At 62.2% G+C, this 18,880-nt stretch carries 16 protein-coding genes and 1 pseudogene; 9 read left to right on the top strand and 8 right to left on the bottom strand.

The genetic code is table 11. The annotated features are described in order from the left end of the window. Window positions 1-15: 15 nt before the first annotated feature. Both ABIE20_RS20455 and ABIE20_RS20450 read left to right on the top strand, forming a co-directional pair. A complete protein-coding gene (locus ABIE20_RS20455) occupies window positions 16-900 on the top strand; it encodes a dihydrodipicolinate synthase family protein (protein WP_429506923.1) in 885 nt (294 codons plus the stop codon). Between the two features lie 160 nt (window positions 901-1,060). After that, a pseudogene (locus tag ABIE20_RS20450) lies at window positions 1,061-2,591 on the top strand (catalase). On the opposite strand, the gene ABIE20_RS20445 reads toward ABIE20_RS20450, so the two are convergent. Further along, on the bottom strand, window positions 2,560-3,591 hold the full coding sequence (locus ABIE20_RS20445; RefSeq protein WP_429506922.1) for an AraC family transcriptional regulator ligand-binding domain-containing protein: 1,032 nt from the start codon (window positions 3,589-3,591) through the stop codon (window positions 2,560-2,562). The pseudogene ABIE20_RS20450 and the gene ABIE20_RS20445 overlap by 32 nt on opposite strands. Window positions 3,592-3,761: 170 nt before the next feature. Here ABIE20_RS20445 and ABIE20_RS20440 point away from each other — a divergent pair, with 170 nt between their 5' ends. Genes ABIE20_RS20440 through ABIE20_RS20430 form a run of 3 tightly spaced genes read left to right on the top strand, consistent with a single transcriptional unit; the run spans window position 3,762 to window position 6,410 of the window. Continuing rightward, complete coding sequence (locus tag ABIE20_RS20440; RefSeq protein WP_429507028.1) at window positions 3,762-4,946, top strand: acetyl-CoA C-acyltransferase family protein; 1,185 nt, start codon at window positions 3,762-3,764, stop codon at window positions 4,944-4,946. A gap of 14 nt (window positions 4,947-4,960) precedes the next feature. Beyond that, on the top strand, window positions 4,961-5,809 hold the full coding sequence (locus tag ABIE20_RS20435; RefSeq protein WP_429506920.1) for a 3-hydroxybutyryl-CoA dehydrogenase: 849 nt from the start codon (window positions 4,961-4,963) through the stop codon (window positions 5,807-5,809). Between the two features lie 10 nt (window positions 5,810-5,819). After that, complete coding sequence (locus ABIE20_RS20430) at window positions 5,820-6,410, top strand: TetR/AcrR family transcriptional regulator (protein WP_429506918.1); 591 nt, start codon at window positions 5,820-5,822, stop codon at window positions 6,408-6,410. Between the two features lies 1 nt (window position 6,411). Here ABIE20_RS20430 and ABIE20_RS20425 read toward each other — a convergent pair whose 3' ends face one another. The 5 genes from ABIE20_RS20425 to ABIE20_RS20405 form a co-directional block, all read right to left on the bottom strand. Then, a complete protein-coding gene (locus ABIE20_RS20425; RefSeq protein WP_429506916.1) occupies window positions 6,412-6,789 on the bottom strand; it encodes a response regulator in 378 nt (125 codons plus the stop codon). Window positions 6,790-6,860: 71 nt separating this feature from the next. Beyond that, window positions 6,861-8,069 carry a hybrid sensor histidine kinase/response regulator gene (locus ABIE20_RS20420; protein ID WP_429506915.1) on the bottom strand — a complete coding sequence of 403 codons (1,209 nt, stop codon included), beginning with the start codon at window positions 8,067-8,069 and terminating at the stop codon, window positions 6,861-6,863. Then, window positions 8,063-8,638: a chemotaxis protein CheB gene (locus ABIE20_RS20415; RefSeq protein ID WP_429506913.1), complete on the bottom strand. Its 576-nt coding sequence runs from the start codon at window positions 8,636-8,638 to the stop codon at window positions 8,063-8,065. The genes ABIE20_RS20420 and ABIE20_RS20415 overlap by 7 nt, the downstream gene beginning before the upstream one ends. Continuing rightward, a complete protein-coding gene (locus ABIE20_RS20410) occupies window positions 8,635-9,456 on the bottom strand; it encodes a CheR family methyltransferase (RefSeq protein WP_429506911.1) in 822 nt (273 codons plus the stop codon). The genes ABIE20_RS20415 and ABIE20_RS20410 overlap by 4 nt, the downstream gene beginning before the upstream one ends. Beyond that, window positions 9,453-12,944: a response regulator gene (locus tag ABIE20_RS20405; RefSeq protein WP_429506910.1), complete on the bottom strand. Its 3,492-nt coding sequence runs from the start codon at window positions 12,942-12,944 to the stop codon at window positions 9,453-9,455. The genes ABIE20_RS20410 and ABIE20_RS20405 overlap by 4 nt, the downstream gene beginning before the upstream one ends. Before the next feature lie 296 nt (window positions 12,945-13,240). On the opposite strand from ABIE20_RS20405, the gene ABIE20_RS20400 reads away from it, so the two are divergent. Further along, window positions 13,241-13,606 carry a response regulator gene (locus ABIE20_RS20400; protein ID WP_429506909.1) on the top strand — a complete coding sequence of 122 codons (366 nt, stop codon included), beginning with the start codon at window positions 13,241-13,243 and terminating at the stop codon, window positions 13,604-13,606. A 140-nt stretch (window positions 13,607-13,746) separates the two neighbouring features. Next, a complete protein-coding gene (locus tag ABIE20_RS20395) occupies window positions 13,747-15,066 on the top strand; it encodes a glycosyltransferase (protein WP_429506907.1) in 1,320 nt (439 codons plus the stop codon). Here ABIE20_RS20395 and cobF read toward each other — a convergent pair. Together cobF and ABIE20_RS20385 are read right to left on the bottom strand one after the other, a co-directional pair. After that, window positions 15,032-15,781 (bottom strand): precorrin-6A synthase (deacetylating), encoded by a 750-nt coding sequence (gene cobF, locus ABIE20_RS20390; RefSeq protein WP_429506905.1) that lies wholly within the window; start codon window positions 15,779-15,781, stop codon window positions 15,032-15,034. The genes ABIE20_RS20395 and cobF overlap by 35 nt on opposite strands. Window positions 15,782-15,853: 72 nt before the next feature. Then, the gene (locus tag ABIE20_RS20385) at window positions 15,854-17,143 is read right to left on the bottom strand and encodes an OprD family porin (protein WP_429506904.1); all 1,290 of its coding nucleotides are present in this window, start codon (window positions 17,141-17,143) and stop codon (window positions 15,854-15,856) included. Between the two features lie 364 nt (window positions 17,144-17,507). Here ABIE20_RS20385 and ABIE20_RS20380 point away from each other — a divergent pair, with 364 nt between their 5' ends. Next, window positions 17,508-17,867 carry a histone-like nucleoid-structuring protein, MvaT/MvaU family gene (locus tag ABIE20_RS20380; protein ID WP_429506902.1) on the top strand — a complete coding sequence of 120 codons (360 nt, stop codon included), beginning with the start codon at window positions 17,508-17,510 and terminating at the stop codon, window positions 17,865-17,867. Between the two features lie 216 nt (window positions 17,868-18,083). Then, window positions 18,084-18,605 (top strand): lactoylglutathione lyase, encoded by a 522-nt coding sequence (gene gloA / locus ABIE20_RS20375; RefSeq protein ID WP_429506901.1) that lies wholly within the window; start codon window positions 18,084-18,086, stop codon window positions 18,603-18,605. Window positions 18,606-18,880: the final 275 nt, after the last annotated feature.

Raw genomic sequence — 18,880 nt, 5'->3', positions numbered from 1 at the left:
TGCGGAGTAGATTTCATGTCCAAGACTTTTCACGGCATCATCGGCTACACCATCACCCCGTTCAGTGCCGACGGCGAGCAGCTTGACCTCCAGGCCCTGGGCCGCTCGATCGAGCGCCTGATCGACGGCGGTGTTCACGCCATTGCGCCACTGGGCAGCACTGGCGAAGGTGCCTACCTGAGCGATCTGGAGTGGCAACAGGTGGCCGCGTTCAGCCTGCGCCAGATTGCCGGGCGGGTCCCGACCATCGTCAGCGTTTCCGACCTGACCACCGCCGGCGCCATTCGCCGCGCGCGCTTTGCCCAGGAGCACGGCGCCGATGCGGTGATGGTACTGCCGGCGGCTTACTGGAAGCTCACCGAAGAGGAGATTCTCGAGCACTACCGGGCCATCGGCGCCAGCATCGACCTGCCGATCATGCTCTACAACAACCCGGCCACCAGCGGCACCGACATGTCGGTAGAACTGATCCTGCGCATCGTGCGCGAGGTCGAGAACGTCACCATGGTCAAGGAGAGCACCGGCGATATCCAGCGCATGCACAAGCTGCAGGTGCTTAGTGAAGGCAAGGTGCCGTTCTACAACGGCTGCAACCCGCTGGCCCTGGAGGCATTCGTGGCCGGCGCCAGCGGCTGGTGCACCGCCGCAGCGAATCTGATCCCGGCACTCAACCAGCAGCTGTACCAGGCCGTGCAGGCCAACGACCTGAGCACAGCCAAGGCGGTGTTCTACCGTCAACTGCCGCTGCTGGAGTTCATCCTCAAAGGTGGCCTGCCGGCAACCATCAAGGCCGGCCTGGGCATGACCGGCTTGCCGGTGGGTGAGCCACGGCGGCCGGTGTTTGCCCTCGACAACAAAGGTCAGGCGCACTTGCAACAACTGCTCAAACAAATGCTGTAGGACGACCGTAACAACCCGGCACTGCAACAGTGCCGGAGACCGGTCCAGAGTCACCCAGCAGTTCGAGAGAAGTCCGACACTGCTTGAAGAAAGCCCATCTGGGGCTGCTGTCCTGCCGTTTCTATCATCGGCTGCACTAACCCATGACAGGACAGTCACCATGAGCACCCGACGTTTCTCAGGCTTTACGCTGGGCGTACTCGCCTCGGCCGTATTGATTGCCAGCACGGCGTTCGCCGCCCCGCTAACTCGCGACAATGGCGCCCCGGTGGGCGACAACCAGCACTCGCAGACCGCTGGCAGTACCGGCCCCACCCTGCTTCAGGATGTGCAGTTGATCCAGAAGCTGCAGCGTTTTGACCGCGAACGGGTGCCTGAGCGTGTGGTGCATGCCCGCGGTACCGGTGCCCATGGCGAGTTCACCGCCAGCGCCGATATTTCCGCACTGACCCGGGCCAAGGTATTCACCCCCCGGTGAGCGCACCCCGGTATTCGTGCGTTTCTCCTCGGTCGTGCACGGCCTGCATTCCCCGGAAACCCTGCGTGACCCGCGCGGCTTTGCCACCCGTTTCTACACCACCGATGGCAACTGGGACCTGGTTGGCAATAACTTCCCGACCTTTTTCATTCGCGACGCCATAAAGTTCCCCGACATGGTCCACGCCTTCAAGCCTGACCCGCGAACCAACCTTGGCAACGACGCACGACGCTTCGACCTGCTTTCACACATGCCCGAAGCCACCCGCACCCTGACCCTGCTCTACTCCAACGAAGGCACGCCGCTGAGCTACCGGCACATGGATGGCAACAGCGTGCATGCCTACAAGTTCGTCAACCGCGACGGTGAAACCACCTACGTGAAGTTTCGCTGGAAAACCCTGCAAGGTCAGAAAAACCTGACCCCTGGCGAAGTGGCCAAGATTCAGGGGCATGACTTCAGCCACATGACCAACGATCTGGTCAATTCGATCAATCGTGGTGATCATCCGAAGTGGGACCTGTACATCCAGACGCTCAAGCCCGAGCAGCTCGCTGGTTTTGACTTCGACCCACTGGACCCGACCAAGATCTGGCCAGATGTGCCTGAACAAAAAGTCGGGCAGATGGTGCTCAACCGCAATGTCAGCAACTTCTTCCAGGAAACCGAGCAGGTGGCCCTGGCGCCGTCCAACCTGGTGCCAGGCATTGAGCCCTCGGAAGACCGCCTGCTGCAAGGCCGACTGTTCTCCTATGCCGATACCCAGATGTACCGGGTCGGCGCCAATGCCGGCGGCTTGCCGATCAACCAGCCCAGGGTCAGGATCAATAACGCCAACCAGGATGGTGCGCTAAACAGCGCGCGCAGTGTCAGCGGCGTCAACTACGAGCCCAGCCGACTGATGCCGCGTCCCTCCAGCGAGTCAGCACGCTCCAGCCAGTTGCCCTTGAGTGGCAGTACCCAGCAACAGGGTATCGAGCGCCAGCAGAACTTCAGGCAGGCCGGCGAGCTGTTTCGCACCTACGATGCCAACGACCGCCGCGACCTGATCAACAGCTTCGGCCAGTCGCTGGCCAGTAGCGACGACGAAAGCAAGCATCTCATCCTCTCCTACCTGTACAAGGCTGATCCTGACTACGGTAAAGGTGTGGCCAAGGTTGCCGGCGGCGACATGGTCAGGGTCAGGCAACTGGCGGCGCAACTGCAGGACTGAGCATGCGCTGGCGGTAGCTGCCGGGGCTCTCGCCGGTCCACTTCTTGAACGCCCGGTGAAACGCGCTGGGCTCCTGGAAGCCGGTGTGCTCGGCCACTTCAGCGATACTCAGGTGCGTCTGGCGCAGGCATTCGAAGGCCATGGCCCGGCGCACCTCGTCCTTGATCTGCTGGTACGAGCGGCCCTCGCGCTCCAGTTGCCGGCGAAAACTGCTGGGGCTCAGGCCCTGGCGTTCGGCCATGGCCAACAGGGTCGGCCACTGGCCGTACTGGCGGGCGCGCAGGTAGCGATACACCTGGGCCACCTGACCATTCTGGTTGCGGTAGCGAATCACCAACCACTGCGGAGCACTGCGCAAAAACGTCTTCAGCGCCGCCAGGTCCTGGACCACCGGCAAGCGCAGGTAGTCGGCGGCAAACTCGATCTCGGTGCGGCCACTGCCCAGTTGCACGTTGGCGCCCCACAGCAACGGGTCATCGTCCTGGGCCGGGCGCGTATCGGCCAGCGCCGTGCGATCGATGACGATGCGTCGCCCGACCAGCCAGCACGCCAGGCTGATCACCAGGGCCAGGAAGGTTTCCTCGGCGTAAACCCGGGTCAGCGGGTCAGCGATGGCGGTGCGCAGGCTGATCACCGCGCGCCCGCCCTTGATCGTCAGCTGCCCGCGAATATCACGCAGGAACAGCGAAAAGTTGTTCAGGCACTGGCGCAGGGCCTTTTCCAGGTTCGGTTCCTGGATCAGCCCCCGGCATATCAGGGCAAAGCTGCCCAGTGGCATGCCATGGCTGTCGAGGTTGAAAAATTCGTCGTTCAGGCGCTCGATCAGGATCAGCCACAACCGCGCAAAGGCTGACGCCGGCACGCGCGCACCGGGCGCAGCGAGCAACGCCGGATCGATCCCGGCCTCGGCCAGCAGCGCAGCCGCTCGCTCAGGCTGAGCGCGCAAAGCGTGGAGCATGGTGCGAACGAAATAGACGGCGACTGTATCGTTTTCCCGCATGGCGGTTTCCGCAAGGGTGTGGCAAAAAATACCAGCGTCACTGGACAGTTATGGCATAGGCCCGCGCGCAGGCTTTGCCTAGACTCGAAGCCAACCTGAAGATGGCCGAGGGCAGCATTCTGGCAGACGCCAGCCCTGCCCCGCCACGCTTTCGCACACTGGAGTCGATCATGAATACCCCGGACATCTATGTAGTCAGCGCCGTACGCTCGGCCATCGGCAGCTTCGGCGGCGCCCTCAAGGACCTGCCCCTGGCAGACCTGGCCAGCACCGTGACCCGTGCCGCCATCGAACGTTCAGGCGTTGCGCCTGAGCAGATCGGCCATGTGGTCATGGGCACCGTGATCCCGACCGAACCGCGTGACGCCTACCTGGCGCGGGTAGCGGCCATGAACGCCGGCATTCCCAAGGAAACCCCGGCGTTCAACGTCAACCGCCTGTGCGGCTCGGGCCTGCAGGCCATTGTGTCGGCAGCGCAAAGCCTGCTGCTGGGCGACGCTGAAGCAGTGGTCGCCGCCGGTGCCGAATCCATGAGCCGCGGCCCTTACCTGCTGCCGCAAGCCCGTTGGGGTGCGCGCATGGGCGACCTGAAGGGTATCGATTACATGCTCGGCGTCCTTCATGATCCCTTCGCCGGTTTCCACATGGGTATCACTGCCGAGAACGTTGCCGAACGCAATGGCATCACCCGCCAGATGCAGGACGAACTGGCCCTGACCAGCCAGCGCCGCGCCGCCCGCGCCATCGCCGAAGGCCGCTTCGCCAGCCAGATCGTGCCGATCGAGATCCCCAGCCGCAAAGGGCCGGTGCGTTTCGAGATCGACGAGCACGTGCGCGGCGATGTCACCGCCGAGCAACTGGCCGGCATGAAGGCCGCATTCAAGAAGGACGGTACAGTCACCGCCGGTAACGCCAGCGGCCTGAACGACGGTGCCGGTGCCCTGGTGCTGGCCACCGGTGACTTCGTCAAACGCCACAACCTGCAACCGCTGGCCCGCCTGGTGGCCTACGCACACGCGGGCGTCGAACCGGAGCTGATGGGCCTGGGCCCGGTGCCAGCGACCCGCAAGGTACTCGACAAGGCTGGCCTGAGCGTTGCCGACCTCGACGTCATCGAATCCAACGAAGCCTTCGCCGCCCAGGCCTGCGCCGTTGCCGGCGAACTGGGCTTCGACCCGGAAAAGGTCAACCCCAACGGCTCGGGCATTTCCCTCGGCCATCCGGTGGGCGCCACCGGGGCGATCATTGCCACCAAGGCCATCCATGAACTGCAGCGCATCCAGGGCCGCTACGCCCTGGCGACCATGTGCATCGGCGGTGGCCAGGGTATCGCCATCGTCTTCGAACGCGTTTGAGCAAGGAGCAGAAGGTGAGTATTGAAAATATTGCGGTGATTGGCGCCGGCACCATGGGCAACGGCATTGCCCAGGTCTGTGCGGTAGCCGGTTACCAGGTGACCCTGATCGATGTCAGCGACGCCGCCCTCGAGCGCGGCGTGGCAACACTGCGCAAGAACCTCGAGCGCCAGGTCAGCAAGCAGACCCTGGCCGTTGAAGATGCCGAGGCAGCCCTGGCGCGCATCCGCACCAGCACCGACTACGCGCAACTGCAACAGGCCGAACTGGTGATCGAGGCGGCTACCGAAAACCTCGACCTCAAGCTGCGCATCCTCAAGCAGATTGCCGCCAGCGTCAGCGACCAGTGCGTGATCGCCACTAACACCTCCTCGCTGTCGATTACCCAGTTGGGCGCGGCGGTCAGCCAACCGGAGCGCTTCATCGGCGTACACTTTTTCAACCCGGTGCCGATGATGGCCCTGGTCGAGATCATCCGCGGCCTGCAAACCAGTGACGCCACCTACGCCAAAGCCCTGGCACTGACCGAAAAGGTCGGCAAGACCCCGATCAGCGCCGGCAACCGCCCAGGCTTTGTGGTCAACCGCATCCTGGTGCCGATGATCAACGAGGCGATCTTCGTGCTCCAGGAAGGCCTGGCCAGCGCCGAAGACATCGATACCGGCATGCGCCTGGGCTGCAACCAGCCGATCGGCCCGCTGGCCCTGGCCGACCTGATCGGCCTGGACACCTTGCTGGCGATCATCGAAGCCTTCCACGAAGGCTACAACGACAGCAAATACCGCCCTGCTCCACTGCTCAAGGAAATGGTCGCCGCCGGTTACCTGGGGCGCAAGAGCGGTCGCGGTTTCTTCACCTACTAGGGAGCCTGCCATGGACGCCGCTTTGCGTTGTGCGAACTTTGAAGAGCGGCGTGACAAGGCCCTGGAGCTGTTCGCCGAGAAGGGGTTCGGCCAGGTCAGCATGCGTGAACTGGCCGCGCACCTGGGGCTGACTGCAGGCTCGCTGTACCATCACTTCCCGAGCAAGCAACACTTGCTGTTCGACCTGATCGAAGAGCTGTTCGAGGAGCTGCTGGCGACCCTGCATCCGCCGCGGCGCGAAACCACTGCGCTGGCTGCGGTCATTCGTGCCCACTGGGCCTTGCATGCCGAACGGCCTTTGCAGTTTCGCCTGGCTGAGCGCGACCTGTGCTGCCTGAACGAAGACCAGCAAGAGCAAATTGCTGCACTGCGCGGTCAATACGAACGCCAACTGCTGCAGCTGATTACCGGCAAGAACGTCTTGCCGGCCGCCAGTTTGCAAGCAGCCGGTCACGTGATTGCCAATCTGCTCAACAGCCTGCCGGGCTGGCTTCAGGACTCCCCCCTAGCCCAGGCACAACGCCTGGCATTGATGGAGAGCATGCTGCTGGGCGCCATCGAACGCACCCTGAGCGGCCACTGCATGAGCGCTGCCGCCTGAACTAACGCAACTGCTCCTGAATCTGGTCGCGAAGGCTGTTAAGGTCGAACGGTTTGGCCAGGATTGGCGCCTTGAAGGCGATCGGGCTGCCTGATTCGCGGATTTCCGCCGGGTAGCCGCTGATGAAAATCACCTTGAGGTCCGGGCGCAGCTTGACTGCAGGCTCGGCGATCTGCACCCCGGAGATCCCTCCCGGCAAACGAAAATCGGTGACGATCAGGTCCAGGTGCGGCTTGCTCGCCAAAATGGCGAACGCCTGCTCACCGTCCTCGGCCACCAGCACGTGGTAACCCTCGCCTTCGAGGTAGTCCTTGAGAATCATGCGAATCACCGGCTCGTCTTCGACCACCAGTACTACGTCTTGCGCATCTTCACTCATGCCAATGCCTTGTTCTGTAAATTGCTTGGTTGCATCGCTGTATGACCCCTGCCCAGCACAGAGGTTGCCTGCTAGCGGTCATTTTCTCGCAGTGGCTGCGGCAACGGCAGACGCACGGTAAACGTCGCGCCCTCGCCTTCGACGCTGTACACGCTGATGCTGCCGCCGTGGGCCAGGACGATCTGCTCGGAGATATACAGGCCAAGGCCAAGGCCTGCGCTGCTCTGGCTGGAAGCGACCCGCTCGAACTGCTGGAAGATCCGCTGCTGGTTGTGCTCGCTGACGCCGATGCCATGATCGCGCACTTCGACGCAGGCCATGCCACCTTCCTCGAAGGTACGCACCTGCACCGGGCTTTTCGCCCCGTAGCGCAGGGCGTTGGTCAGCAGATTGGCGACCACCTGCTCGATGCGAAACTCGTCCCACACGCCGGCCAGCGGCACGCCGGCATTGAACTCGATATGCGACCCGGCAGCCGCGGCCTGGGCTTCGAAATTCTCGATCAAGCCGCCGACCAGTTGCCCCAGATCGAACTGGCTGGGGCGGATCGACAGCTTTCCGGTGCGGATCCGCGACACGTCGAGCATGTCCTCGATCAGGCGGATCAGGCTGTTGATCTGCCGCTCGTCGCGCTCGACCATGGCGCGCATCTTGTCCAGGGTAAAGGCATCGGCGTTGTCCTTGGCCAGGTGCAGCTTGCGCAACTGGGTTTCGAGGATCAGGCCGTTGAGCGGCGTGCGCACCTCATGGGAGACGATCGACATGAAGTCATCGCGCATGCGCACTGCGTGTTCCAGTTCGCGGCGGGTCACCTGCAACTGGGCCAGCAGCAATTCCTGCTCTTCGCGGCTGCGCTCAAGGGCTTCCAGTTGCTGGCCGAGGGCCTTGCGCTGGCGGAACAGGTCGACGAACACCGCCACCTTGCTTTTCACTGCCAGGCTGTCCAGCGGCTTGTGCAGGAAGTCTACCGCGCCGCTTTCATAGCCCTTGAAGGCGTAGTTCATCTCGCGCCCGGCGGCGCTGACGAAAACGATGGGGATGTTCTTGGTCTTCTCGGTGCCGCGCATCAGTTCGGCCAGCTCGAAGCCGTTCATGCCGGGCATCTGCACGTCGAGAATGGCCAGGGCGAACTCGTGTTCGAGCAACAGCGCCAGGGCCTGGTCGGCGGACTGGGCCTGGTGCACCTCGCGGTCTTCGCCTTTGATCAACGCCTCGAGCGCCAGAAGGTTTTCCGGCAGGTCGTCGACGATCAGCAGTTTTGCTTGTATGTGCCTTAGCATTCAGGGGCTTCCAGGCTGGCGAGCAGTTGCCCGATGCCGTTCAAAGGGAGTATGTAGTCGGGCCGGTGCAGGGCCAGCGCCGCACGCGGCATGGTCGACACTTGCGCCTCAAGGGGGTCCTGGACGATGGTCCGGCCGCCTTGGCGCTTGATACAGGCAAGGCCACGGGCGCCGTCTTCATTGGCGCCGGTCAGCAGTACGCCGACCAGGCCCGGGCCATAGGCATCAGCCGCCGACTCGAATAAAAAGTCGATCGAAGGCCGGGAAAAATGCACCCGCTCTTCCTGGCTCAACGACAGGCTGTAGTCGTTCTCCACCGACAAGTGATAACCGGGCCCCGCCACGTAGATGATGCCGGGGGCGATGTCTTCCTTGTCGCGGGCCTCGCGAACCGGACGCTTGAGCCTGCGGGCAAAGACCTCGGCCAGATGGCTCTGGCGATCGTCCGGCAGGTGCAGCACGCACAGCAGCGGGATGCGAAACGCCGGCGGCAAGGCCTGGAACACTGCGAGCAAGGCGCTGACACCACCTGCCGAGGCGCCAAGGGCAATGGCTTGAACGCCGCTCATGATTTGCGGTAGATCCGTTCGGGCTTGACCAGCGCTTCGAACTTGTCGGCATAAGCCGAAAAATCCAGGGTTTCCTTGCTGCCCAGTACCAGAAAGCCGCGATGACACAGCGACTCGTGGAACAGGCCAAACGCGCGGTCCTGCAATGTCTTGTTGAAATAGATCAACACATTGCGGCAGGAGATCAACTGGGTTTCGGAGAACACGCTGTCAGTGGCCAGGCTGTGGTCGGCAAAGGTCACGTTGTCGCGCAGGCTGCTGTCGACAATGGCATTGCCATAGGCCGAGGTGTAATAGTCGCTGAGCTCGCCACGCCCGCCGGCCTTACGGTAATTGTCGGCATACAGGCGCATGTTGTGCATGCTGTAGATGCCCTGCTTGGCTTTCTCCAGGGAGCTGGGGTTGATGTCGGTGGCGTAGATGATGGTGCGCTCCAGCAAGCCTTCTTCACGCAGCAGGATGGCCATCGAATAGACCTCCTCGCCTGTACTGCAACCGGCGATCCAGATCTTGATCGACGGCCAGGTGCGCAGCAGCGGCACCACTTCCTCGCGCAGCGCAAGAAAATGCTCGGGGTCGCGAAACATCTCGCTGACCGGGATGGTCAGGAACTGCAGCAACTGCATGAACATCCCCGGATCGTGCAGCACCCGCTCCTGCAGGGCCGAGACGGTCTTGCAGTCGAACTGGCGCAATGCATGCTGGATCCGGCGCTTGATCGAGGCGCCGGAGTAATCGCGAAAGTCATAGCTGTACTTGAGGTAGATCGCCTCGATCAGCAGCCGTATTTCAATGTCGGTGTTGCGTTCGATACTCAAATTCGCTCCAGTTGCGGCAGCCAGACACGGATCAGCGAGAACAGCCGGTCAAGGTCGATGGGCTTGGCCAGGTAATCGTTGGCCCCGGCCTGCAGGCAACGCTCCTGGTCATCCTTCATCGCCTTGGCCGTGACGGCAATGATTGGCAGCTTGCGCCAGCGCGGGTCCTTGCGGATCAGGCGGGTGGCTTCGTAGCCGTCCATCTCCGGCATCATCACGTCCATCAGCACCAGGTCGATGTCCTCGTGCTGCTCCAGCCGCTCGATGGCCTCGCGGCCATTGCGCCCGATCTCTACAATCGCGCCCTTGTGTTCCAGGGCACTGGTCAGGGCAAAGATGTTGCGCACGTCGTCATCCACCAGCAGCAGCTTGCGCCCCTCGAAGACCTTGTCGCGGCTGCGCGCGGTCTTGAGCATGCGCTGTCTTTCATGGGACAGCTTGGATTCGACTTTGTGCAGAAAAAGCGTCACTTCATCGAGCAGGCGCTCGGGTGAGCGCGCACCCTTGATGATGATCGAGCGCGAATACTTGAGCAGGTCGGCTTCTTCTTCGCGGGTCAGGTTGCGCCCGGTGTAGACGATCACCGGCGGGAAGGAGCGGATGTCGTCGTCGGACATGCGCTTGAGCAGCTCGTTGCCGAGCATGTCCGGCAGCTTGAGGTCGATGATCATGCAGTCGTAGATATTCTCGCGCAGCAAGTCCAGGGCTTGCTGGGCCATGCCCACGGCGGTGATCTCGATGTCTTCGTCGCCGATCAGGCGGGCGATGCTTTCACGCTGCAGGTCATCGTCCTCGACCAGCAGGATGTGCTTGAGCTTCTGCGTCAGCTTGGCTTCCAGGCGGGCGAACACCTGCTTGAGCTCTTCGCGGGTCGCAGGTTTTACCGCATAGCCGATGGCGCCCATGTGCAGCGCCGCCTCGACCCGGTCCTCGACCGAGATCACATGCACCGGAATGTGCCGGGTGCTGGCCTGCTCTTTAAGGCGCTGCAGCACGGTCAGGCCGGAATGGTCGGGCAGGCGCATGTCCAGCAGCACTGCGTCGGGGATGAAGCTGGCCGCCAGCTCAAAGCCTTCGTCGGCCGCCTGGGCCACCAGGCAGCTGTAGCCCAGCTCATGGGCCAGGTCGTAGAGGATGCGGGCGAAGTTCGGCTCGTCTTCGATCACCAGGATCAGGCGGTTGCTGAACGGCGCCTTGTCGCGATCATCTGCAAAGCTTGGCGCCGCACGAGGCGCGGGCGCAGGCGCGACTTCTGCCACCACCGGGGCTTCGACCAGCCGTGCCGGTTGATGTACGACCAGTGCCGGGCTCTGGTCGACTATCGGCTCGTAGCGCTCCGGCAAGACCAGGCTGAACACACTGCCCTGGCCCAGGCTGCTGTCGACGCTGATCTGGCCGCCAAGCAGTTGCGCCAGGTCGCGCGAGATCGACAGGCCCAGGCCGGTGCCGCCATAACGACGGTTGGTGGTGCCATCAGCCTGGTGGAAGGCTTCGAAGATACTCTGCTGCTGGTCGGCGGCGATGCCGATGCCACTGTCGCGTACCGAGAAGACAATACCGGCACCGGGTTGCCAGCCCACGCTGAGGCTGACTTCGCCGCGCTCGGTGAACTTCACCGCGTTGGACAGCAGGTTCTTGAGAATCTGTTCAAGGCGCTGGCGATCGGTGTACAGGGTGGCTGGCACCTGCGGCTCGACCGACACGGTGAAGCGCAGCTGCTTTTCGTTGGCCAGCGGCTCGAACAGGTTGCGCAAGCCTTCGGTCAGGCGTGCCACATGGGTGGTTTCCGGGCGCACTTCAAGCTTGCCGGCCTCGACCTTGGCGATATCGAGAATATCGTTGATCAGGTTGAGCAGGTCGTTGCCCGCCGAGTAGATCGACTCGGCAAACTTGACCTGCTCGGTGGTCAGGTTCTCTTCGGCGTTCTCGGCCAGCAGCTTGGCCAGGATCAGCGAACTGTTGAGCGGCGTGCGCAGCTCGTGGGACATGTTGGCGAGGAACTCGGACTTGTACTTGCTTGAGCGCTGCAGCTCTTCGGCGCGCTCCTGCAGCTCGATCTGGACCTGGTTCAGCTCGCCGTTCTTACGGTCCAGCACATCGCGCTGTTCGGCCAGGGCCTCGGTACGCTCGGCCAATTGCTCGTTGGTCTGCTCAAGCTCGGCTTGCTGGGTTTCCAGGTGGACCTGGGACTCCTTGAGCACCCGTGATTGCTCTTCGAGTTCTTCGTTGGCGGTTTTCAGCTCTTCCTGCTGCACCTGCAACTCTTCGTTGAGCTGCTGGGTTTCGGCCAGCACTTCCTGCAGGCGCTGACGGTAGCGGGCGCTCTCGATCGAAGTGCCCAGGTTGGCGGCCACCAACTCGAGGAACTCGATATCGCGCTCATCCAGGCTGCGTAAAAAGCCCAGTTCGACCACGCCGTTGACTTGCCCGTCGTTGCTGGTCGGTATTACCAGCACGCTGCGTGGCAAGCCCTGACCGAGACCGCTGCTGATCTTGAAGTAGTCCGCCGGCAGATCGTCCAGGCGCAGCAGGCGCTCCTGCATTACCGCCTGGGCCAGGATACCTTCGTGGCTGCCGACCCGTTGGTCTTGCGCAGCCTGCTCGGCCGACATGCCGTAAGTGGCGACCCGGCGCAGGCCGCCGTGCTCGTCTCGGGCGTACAGAGCGCCCACGGCGCTGCCCAGGTAGGCGGCAAAGAAGCGCAGGATGTTGTTGCCGAGCATTGGCAGGGTCAGTTGCCCCAATACCTGGCCGGCCAGTTCAGTCTGCCCGGTACGCAACCAGGCCTGGCGTTCCAGGCGCTGGTTGGAGCGCTGCTGCGACTCGAGGCTGGTGGCGTAGCTGCTGGACAGCGCCAGCAAGTCGCGCCGGCCCAGGTAGGCCAGCAGGCCGCTGAGCAGGATGACGAATACCAGGTAGGCGGTGATCGACACCATCGTGGTGGTATTGACTGTTTCGTTGCGCGCCACCCGCAGTTGATGTTCCATGGCGATAAAGGCGTCGAACTCCTTGCGGATCTCATCGGTCAGGCGCTTGCCCCTGCCCGAGCCAATGGCCTCGCGAAAGTTGCCGTTGTCGCGCCGCATAGTGATCATGTTGCTGGCGAAGGCATTCCACTCTTCCTGCAGGCCCAGCAGGCGCTCCAGGCGGTCAACCTGCTGCGGGTTGTCCGCCACAAGCTGCTCCAGGCCCTTGATACCGGCGACCACCTGCGGCTTGGCCACCTCATAGGGGTCAAGAAAGCGTTCTTCGCCGGTAATCAGGAAGCCGCGCATGCCGGTTTCCATGTCGATCGACAGTTTCACCGTCTCGTTGGCGTTATTGATCACCCGGTCGGTGTGCTCGACCCATTGAATGGCCGACAGCAGGTAGCTGATGATCGTGACGAACACCACCGCGCTGAGCAGTCCAACCCCCAGGGGCAGGCCGATGTTGCGGGTCAGCAGCTTGCGGAAGCTGCGCTGATCGATTGAGGCTGGTTGAATCATCTCAAGACGCCCGAGCAAAGGAAGCAAACGAAAGAGTGTGGCGGAATTTTCGAGTAATCGTTCTATTTTCCGCGGGAACGGCCATTCTGCCAGTCTTCCCTACTCCGAGTCTAAACGCCTTTGGCTATTCTGGCAGGGCATTTAGCCAGCATTTGAGAGGTGCCTGGCACAAACGTTCCATGCTTTTTCAATGACCGCTATGCTGTTCATTCGGGAGGCTTTTTTCAGCGCAGAGGGAACTTCGGGCCGCACCCGGCTTACAGATAATGAACAGACTTTTGTACAGGAATACCGCCATGCCGCAGACACCCCCGCCCCTGCTCGTCGTCGAAGATGACGACATCGTGCGCATGCTGACGGTTGAGGTGCTTGAAGAACTGGGCTTCCGGGTACTGGAGGCTGCCAACGCGCAAGAGGCCCTGGCGATATTGAGCGATTCGAACAATTCCCTGGCCCTGATGCTGACCGACGTCGGCTTGCCGGACATGAACGGCAAGGACCTGGCCGTCAAAGCCCGGGAACTGCGCCCGGAGCTGCCGGTGCTGTTTGCCAGCGGCTATGGCGACAACCTCGACGTACCCGCCGACATGCACCAGATCGCCAAGCCGTTCAGCATCGACCAGTTGCGTGACAAGGTAAAGGGCATTCTCCAGGCCTTTTAAGCATGAGTAGAAGTGAAGCGGCGGTGCGACGCCTCGACTTGCCCCGCGATAGCATTCTGTCAGTCACATCGCATCGCGGGTCAAGCCCGCTCCCACGGAATCTGCTTTAATACGCGCTTTTGCCAAGGTCCCCGATACCCATGCCAGCCCCTGCCCTCAACGTCCTGGTCATTGGCTACGTCTGGCCCGAGCCGCGCTCTTCGGCCGCCGGCTCGCACATGATGCAGATCCTTGAAAGCTTCGTGCAGCGCGGCTGGCGCATCACCTTCGCCAGCCCCGCGGCCATCGGCGAGCACAAGGCCGACCTGGCGAGCCTGGGCATCGGCGAACAGGCCATCGCCCTCAACGACAGCAGTTTCGACCGGTTTGTCAGTGAACTGGCGCCGGACGTGGTGCTGTTCGACCGTTTCATGATGGAAGAGCAATTTGGTTGGCGCGTTGAGAAACACTGCCCCAACGCCCTGCGCGTGCTGGAAACCTCCGACCTGCAGAGCCTGCGCGATGCCCGCCAGCACCTGCTGCGCCGGCGCCTGATCGAGGGCCTGGACCCGAATGACTTTCGCGCGCTGTTCAATACCTCCGGCCCCGATCTTTATCGGCAGATGGCCAGCGCCGACCTGACCCTGCGCGAACTCGCCGCGATCTATCGAAGCGACCTGAGCCTGATGATCTCCGATGTCGAGATCGACCTGCTGATCAACGGCTTTGGCGTACCCGAACACCTGCTGCACTGGTGTCCGCTGATGCTCGATGCCCCCACTGAACCGTTCAAGCCGTTCGCCGAGCGCGCGCACTTTCTCAGCATCGGCAACTTCCGCCATGCGCCGAACTGGGACGCGGTGCTGTGGATGAAGAACAGCCTCTGGCCGATGATCCGCCGACGCCTGCCGCAGGCGCAGTTGCACATCTACGGCGCCTACACCCCGCCCAAGGCCACGGCGCTGCACAAGCCGGCCGAGGGTTTTCACATCATGAACTGGGCTGAAGACGCCCTGGAGGTGATGAGCAACGCGCGCATCTGCCTGGCGCCGCTGCGCTTTGGCGCCGGGATCAAGGGCAAGCTCACCGATGCCATGCAGTGCGGCACCCCCAGCGTGACCACGCCGATCGGCGCCGAAGCCATGCACGGCGCCCTGCCCTGGCCCGGTGCAATCGCCGAGACCGCCGAAGGCCTGGCCGAAGCCGCCGCCACCCTGTACAGCGATGAAACACGCTGGAACCGCGCCCAGCAGGACGCGCTGCGCTTGCTTGGCGCGCGCTACGACCGGCGCCAGCACGCCAGTGCCCTGGTCGAGCGCATCGAATACGCCCTGGCCGATCTCGACCAGCACCGGCTGTTCAACTTCACCGGCGCCATGCTCCGTCAGCACCAGCACAAAAGCACCCAGTACATGTCGCAATGGATCGAGGCCAAGAACCGCCTGGCTACAGCGGCCGACGCAGCAGATAAGTGTCCATGATCCAGCCCTTGCGCGCCCGTGCCTGTTCACGGGCGGCGAGGATCTGCGCCTTGACCTCCAGTAGCGGCCCGGCAATCAGCATCTGCTCGGTGGTGCCCAGGTAAGCCCCCCAGTAGATGTGCAGCTGCGGGTCGTCCAGCGCGGCGAAGGCGCTTTGGCCGTCAAGCATCACCACCAGGTTGTCGATACGCGGCTGTTCAGCCAGGCGCCGGCCAGGCAGCACGGTCAGTGGCTCGCCGATACGGTTCAAGGGGATACGGTGAGCGGCAGCCAGGGCCTGGACGCTGCTGATGCCAGGGATCACCTCAAGCGACAGGGCCACGCCGCGCTCCTGCACCAGGTCGAGAATACGCAGGGTGCTGTCGTACAGGGTCGGCTCGCCCCAGAGCAGGAACGCCCCGCATTCGCCGTCGGCCAGTTCGTTTTCGATGAGCTCGGCGTACAACGCCGCGCGTTGCTGGTGCCATTCCTGCACCGCGCCGACGTAATCGCTGGCAGCGCCATCGCGCAACGGGTCTTCGACCTGCACCAGGCGATAGCCGGGCTGATCGATGTAACACTCAAGTATGTTCTTGCGCAGTTGCAGCAACTCATCCTTGACCGCGCCCTTGTCGAGCACGAAGAACACCTGGGCGCGGTTGAGCCCGTCGATGGCTTGCAGGGTGATCTGGCGCGGATTGCCCGGCCCGATACCGATCAACAGCAGTTGTTTCATCGCAAGTCGCTTCCATGATTCGGCCAGCCGTTATAGTCGGCTGGCCGAAGCACAATGGCAACGTACGGCTGTTTACAACAGCGAGAAGTTGTAGCTGACGATCACCCGGGTTTCATCCATGTCGCGCGCATACTTCTCATAGTTGCTGCGATAGGTGGAGTTGCGCAGGCGCACGCTGACATCCTTGAACGTGCCGCTCTGGACCTGGTACTTGAGTTCGCTGTCGCGCTCCCACTCCTTGCCCTCGGCCAGGCTACCCGGAACCTTGATATGGTCACCGTTGATATAACGGGTGAAGAAGCTCAGGCCCGGAACACCCACAGCCTTGAAGTCGTAGTCATAGCGCAGTTGCCAGGAACGCTCCTGGGCCGCCGCGAAGTCGTTGACCTGGGCGTAGTTGACCAGGTACGGGTTGCTGCCATCCAGGTACGGCATGGCATTCTCGCCATACATGCGCTGCCAGCCGGCGCTGACCTTATGGCCACCGAGGCTGTAGCCGAGCATGCCGCTGAAGGCGCGATGATCGATGTCACCGGCGCGGGCGCGGCCGATGTCGTCGCTCTTGATCAGACGCAGGTCGGCCGACAGGCTACCGACGCTCAGCGGCTGGCTGGCCACCAGGCCAAAAAAGTGCTGACGGTAGATGTTCTCGAGCTTGGCCACCTGGTACTGCGCGCTCAGGCGGTCGTTGAACTTGTAGTCGACCCCGGCCATGTCGAAATGGTCCGCCGTGGTACCACAGGCGTACCGTTTGTTCTTGCAGTGAACGCGAATGTCCTCGCGGTCGGTCGAGTCTCGCGCGGTGTACTTGTCCAGGCGCGCAACGGTGAACTTCAGGTTCTTGAATTCTTCGGACGTCAGCATCGCGCCCTGGAACATCGTCGGCAACAAACGCCCGTCGTTGTACTTAAGTAGCGGCATGTCGGGCATCATCGAACCGACCTTGAGCACGGTCTGCGAATAACGCATCTTGCCGGCCACGCCCATCTTCGCGTACTGGTCTACCGAACCACGCGGGTCATGACCGCTGGAGGGCAGTAGTCCACTGTTGCTGTCGGCCGGGCTGGAGTCAAGTTTGAAACCGAGCATGCCGATGGCATCGACGCCAAATCCTACAGTGCCTTCGGTGTAGCCAGACTGCACATTGAGAATAAAGCCCTGGGCCCACTCTTCGCGCTTCGACGCTCCCTGATCGGAGCTGGTATGACCATCACGAAAGTCACGGTTGAAGTAGACGTTGCGTGCTTCGACTTTGGCGCTGCTGTCTTCAAGAAAACCAGCGGCCTGAGTCGAAACAGCAGCAAACATCGCGAACAGGCCGACAAGGCTGCGCCCGGGCGCGAGAGGGTATGGGGCAAACATGAGAAGCGAAATCCGAAAGAAAGGCAAAAAACAACCGGCGCCAGTCCCGGCGCCGACAATGCTCCCAGCGCCGATGGCAGTCGACGGTGACCGGAAATTATCTCGCAACCGCTCTATTCCGGGCCATTGGACCATGGTCTAAGGGCGTCGGTGGAGTATCGACTAGTTCGTTGGTCAGCGGTCGATGGTAATTAAGAAAGTTCCATATCACACAATATAAAAGTTTAATGTTTACCCACCGCGCGCCGACTACTACACTCTTTATTAGTGCGATGTTGTGCCCAACCCGGTGGCGGCTGCGTTATACAGAATGTTGCTGACTACACGCATGCCGGGCCACTGCAGACTTAAAGGAGTGATGACAGTGTCCAGACTTGCAGAGTTCCGCGCTGCCGAAAAGGCCCTTCAGGAACAAATGGCGCAATTGGAGGCGCTGAAAAAGGACGCCGGCCTTAAGCGTGAAATCGAGTTCGAGAAAAAACTTGTCGACCTGATGAAACACTACGACAAGGGCTTGCGCGATGTTATCGCCATCCTTGATCCCAAGGCTTCCCACAAAGCCCCGGTCAGCGCGCCGAAACAGCGCCGCGCGCGGGTGGTAAAGGTTTATGAAAACCCGCACACCGGCGAACTGATCGAGACCAAGGGCGGCAACCACCGGGGCCTCAAAGCCTGGAAAGAACAGTACGGCGCCAAGACAGTCGACGGCTGGTTACGCACGTGAAAAACACCTTCACACTTTTTTCACATCGACTGGCTCAGGATGAAGGCTGCTAACGGACTAGCGCCCCATACGCCCGCTTCGGCGGGCTTCTAATTCTTGCGCCCCGCCCCACCAAGGCGGGGCGCAAATCGTTTGCGCAATCGCTTCAGTTCCGTATCATGACGCCCTGACTGTTTTGCTGGCAGCGCTGTTGCCAGCCTCAAATGCGGAGAGCCCATGAGCCTGAACCATCTCGACACCCTCCCTGGTGTCACCGCGCAACCGGATGCCGCGACCCACAATTTCGTTTTCAACCACACCATGCTGCGGGTCAAGGACGTTGCAAAGTCCCTGGACTTCTACACCCGCGTGCTGGGCTTCAGCCTGGTCGAGAAGCGCGACTTCCCCGAGGCCGAGTTCAGCCTGTACTTCCTCGCCCTCGTCGACAAGGCACAGATCCCGGCCGATGCCGCCAAGCGCACCGAGTGGATGAAATCAATCCCCGGCATTCTCGAACTGACCCACAACCACGGCACCGAGAACGACGCCGAGTTTACCTACCACAACGGCAACACCGACCCGCGTGGCTTCGGTCATATCTGCATCTCGGTGCCGGATATCCGTGCCGCTTGCGAGCGTTTCGAGCAACTGGGCGTCACCTTCCAGAAACGCCTGAGCGACGGCCGCATGAAGCACCTGGCGTTCATCAAGGACCCGGATGATTACTGGGTCGAGATCATCCAGCCAACCGAGTTCTGATCCCTTCCATCGGCTCCCCCCCCTGTGGGAGCCGGCCTTGCCGGCGATGAGGCCGGTACAGCCAGCACATCAGGTGGCGTCTGGATTACGAGCGCTGTGCGCTCGATCGCTGGCAAAGCCAGCTCCCACAGGTCTGGTGCATGCAGATCCATTGTGAGAGCCGGCTTTGCCGGCGATGAAGCCGGTACAGCCAGCACATCAGGTGGCGTCTGGATTACGAGCGCTGTGCGCTCGATCGCTGGCAAAGCCAGCTCCCACAGGTCTGGTGCATGCAG

Origin of the sequence: Pseudomonas sp. 2835, assembly GCF_050435905.1 — a bacterium.
Lineage (GTDB): Bacteria > Pseudomonadota > Gammaproteobacteria > Pseudomonadales > Pseudomonadaceae > Aquipseudomonas.
The sequence above is the reverse complement of the archived record's forward strand: the minus strand, read 5'-3'. Positions and strand labels throughout refer to the sequence as shown.

Excerpts from the sequence above, each read along its gene's own strand:
- ABIE20_RS20455 (WP_429506923.1), top strand. The coding sequence starts at position 16 with ATGTCCAAGACTTTTCACGGCATCATCGGCTACACCATCACCCCGTTC.
- ABIE20_RS20445 (WP_429506922.1), bottom strand. The coding sequence starts at position 3,591 with ATGCGGGAAAACGATACAGTCGCCGTCTATTTCGTTCGCACCATGCTC.
- ABIE20_RS20440 (WP_429507028.1), top strand. The coding sequence starts at position 3,762 with ATGAATACCCCGGACATCTATGTAGTCAGCGCCGTACGCTCGGCCATC.
- ABIE20_RS20430 (WP_429506918.1), top strand. The coding sequence starts at position 5,820 with ATGGACGCCGCTTTGCGTTGTGCGAACTTTGAAGAGCGGCGTGACAAG.
- ABIE20_RS20425 (WP_429506916.1), bottom strand. The coding sequence starts at position 6,789 with ATGAGTGAAGATGCGCAAGACGTAGTACTGGTGGTCGAAGACGAGCCG.
- ABIE20_RS20420 (WP_429506915.1), bottom strand. The coding sequence starts at position 8,069 with ATGCTAAGGCACATACAAGCAAAACTGCTGATCGTCGACGACCTGCCG.
- ABIE20_RS20415 (WP_429506913.1), bottom strand. The coding sequence starts at position 8,638 with ATGAGCGGCGTTCAAGCCATTGCCCTTGGCGCCTCGGCAGGTGGTGTC.
- ABIE20_RS20405 (WP_429506910.1), bottom strand. The coding sequence starts at position 12,944 with ATGATTCAACCAGCCTCAATCGATCAGCGCAGCTTCCGCAAGCTGCTG.
- ABIE20_RS20400 (WP_429506909.1), top strand. The coding sequence starts at position 13,241 with ATGCCGCAGACACCCCCGCCCCTGCTCGTCGTCGAAGATGACGACATC.
- ABIE20_RS20395 (WP_429506907.1), top strand. The coding sequence starts at position 13,747 with ATGCCAGCCCCTGCCCTCAACGTCCTGGTCATTGGCTACGTCTGGCCC.
- cobF (WP_429506905.1), bottom strand. The coding sequence starts at position 15,781 with ATGAAACAACTGCTGTTGATCGGTATCGGGCCGGGCAATCCGCGCCAG.
- ABIE20_RS20385 (WP_429506904.1), bottom strand. The coding sequence starts at position 17,143 with ATGTTTGCCCCATACCCTCTCGCGCCCGGGCGCAGCCTTGTCGGCCTG.
- gloA (WP_429506901.1), top strand. The coding sequence starts at position 18,084 with ATGAGCCTGAACCATCTCGACACCCTCCCTGGTGTCACCGCGCAACCG.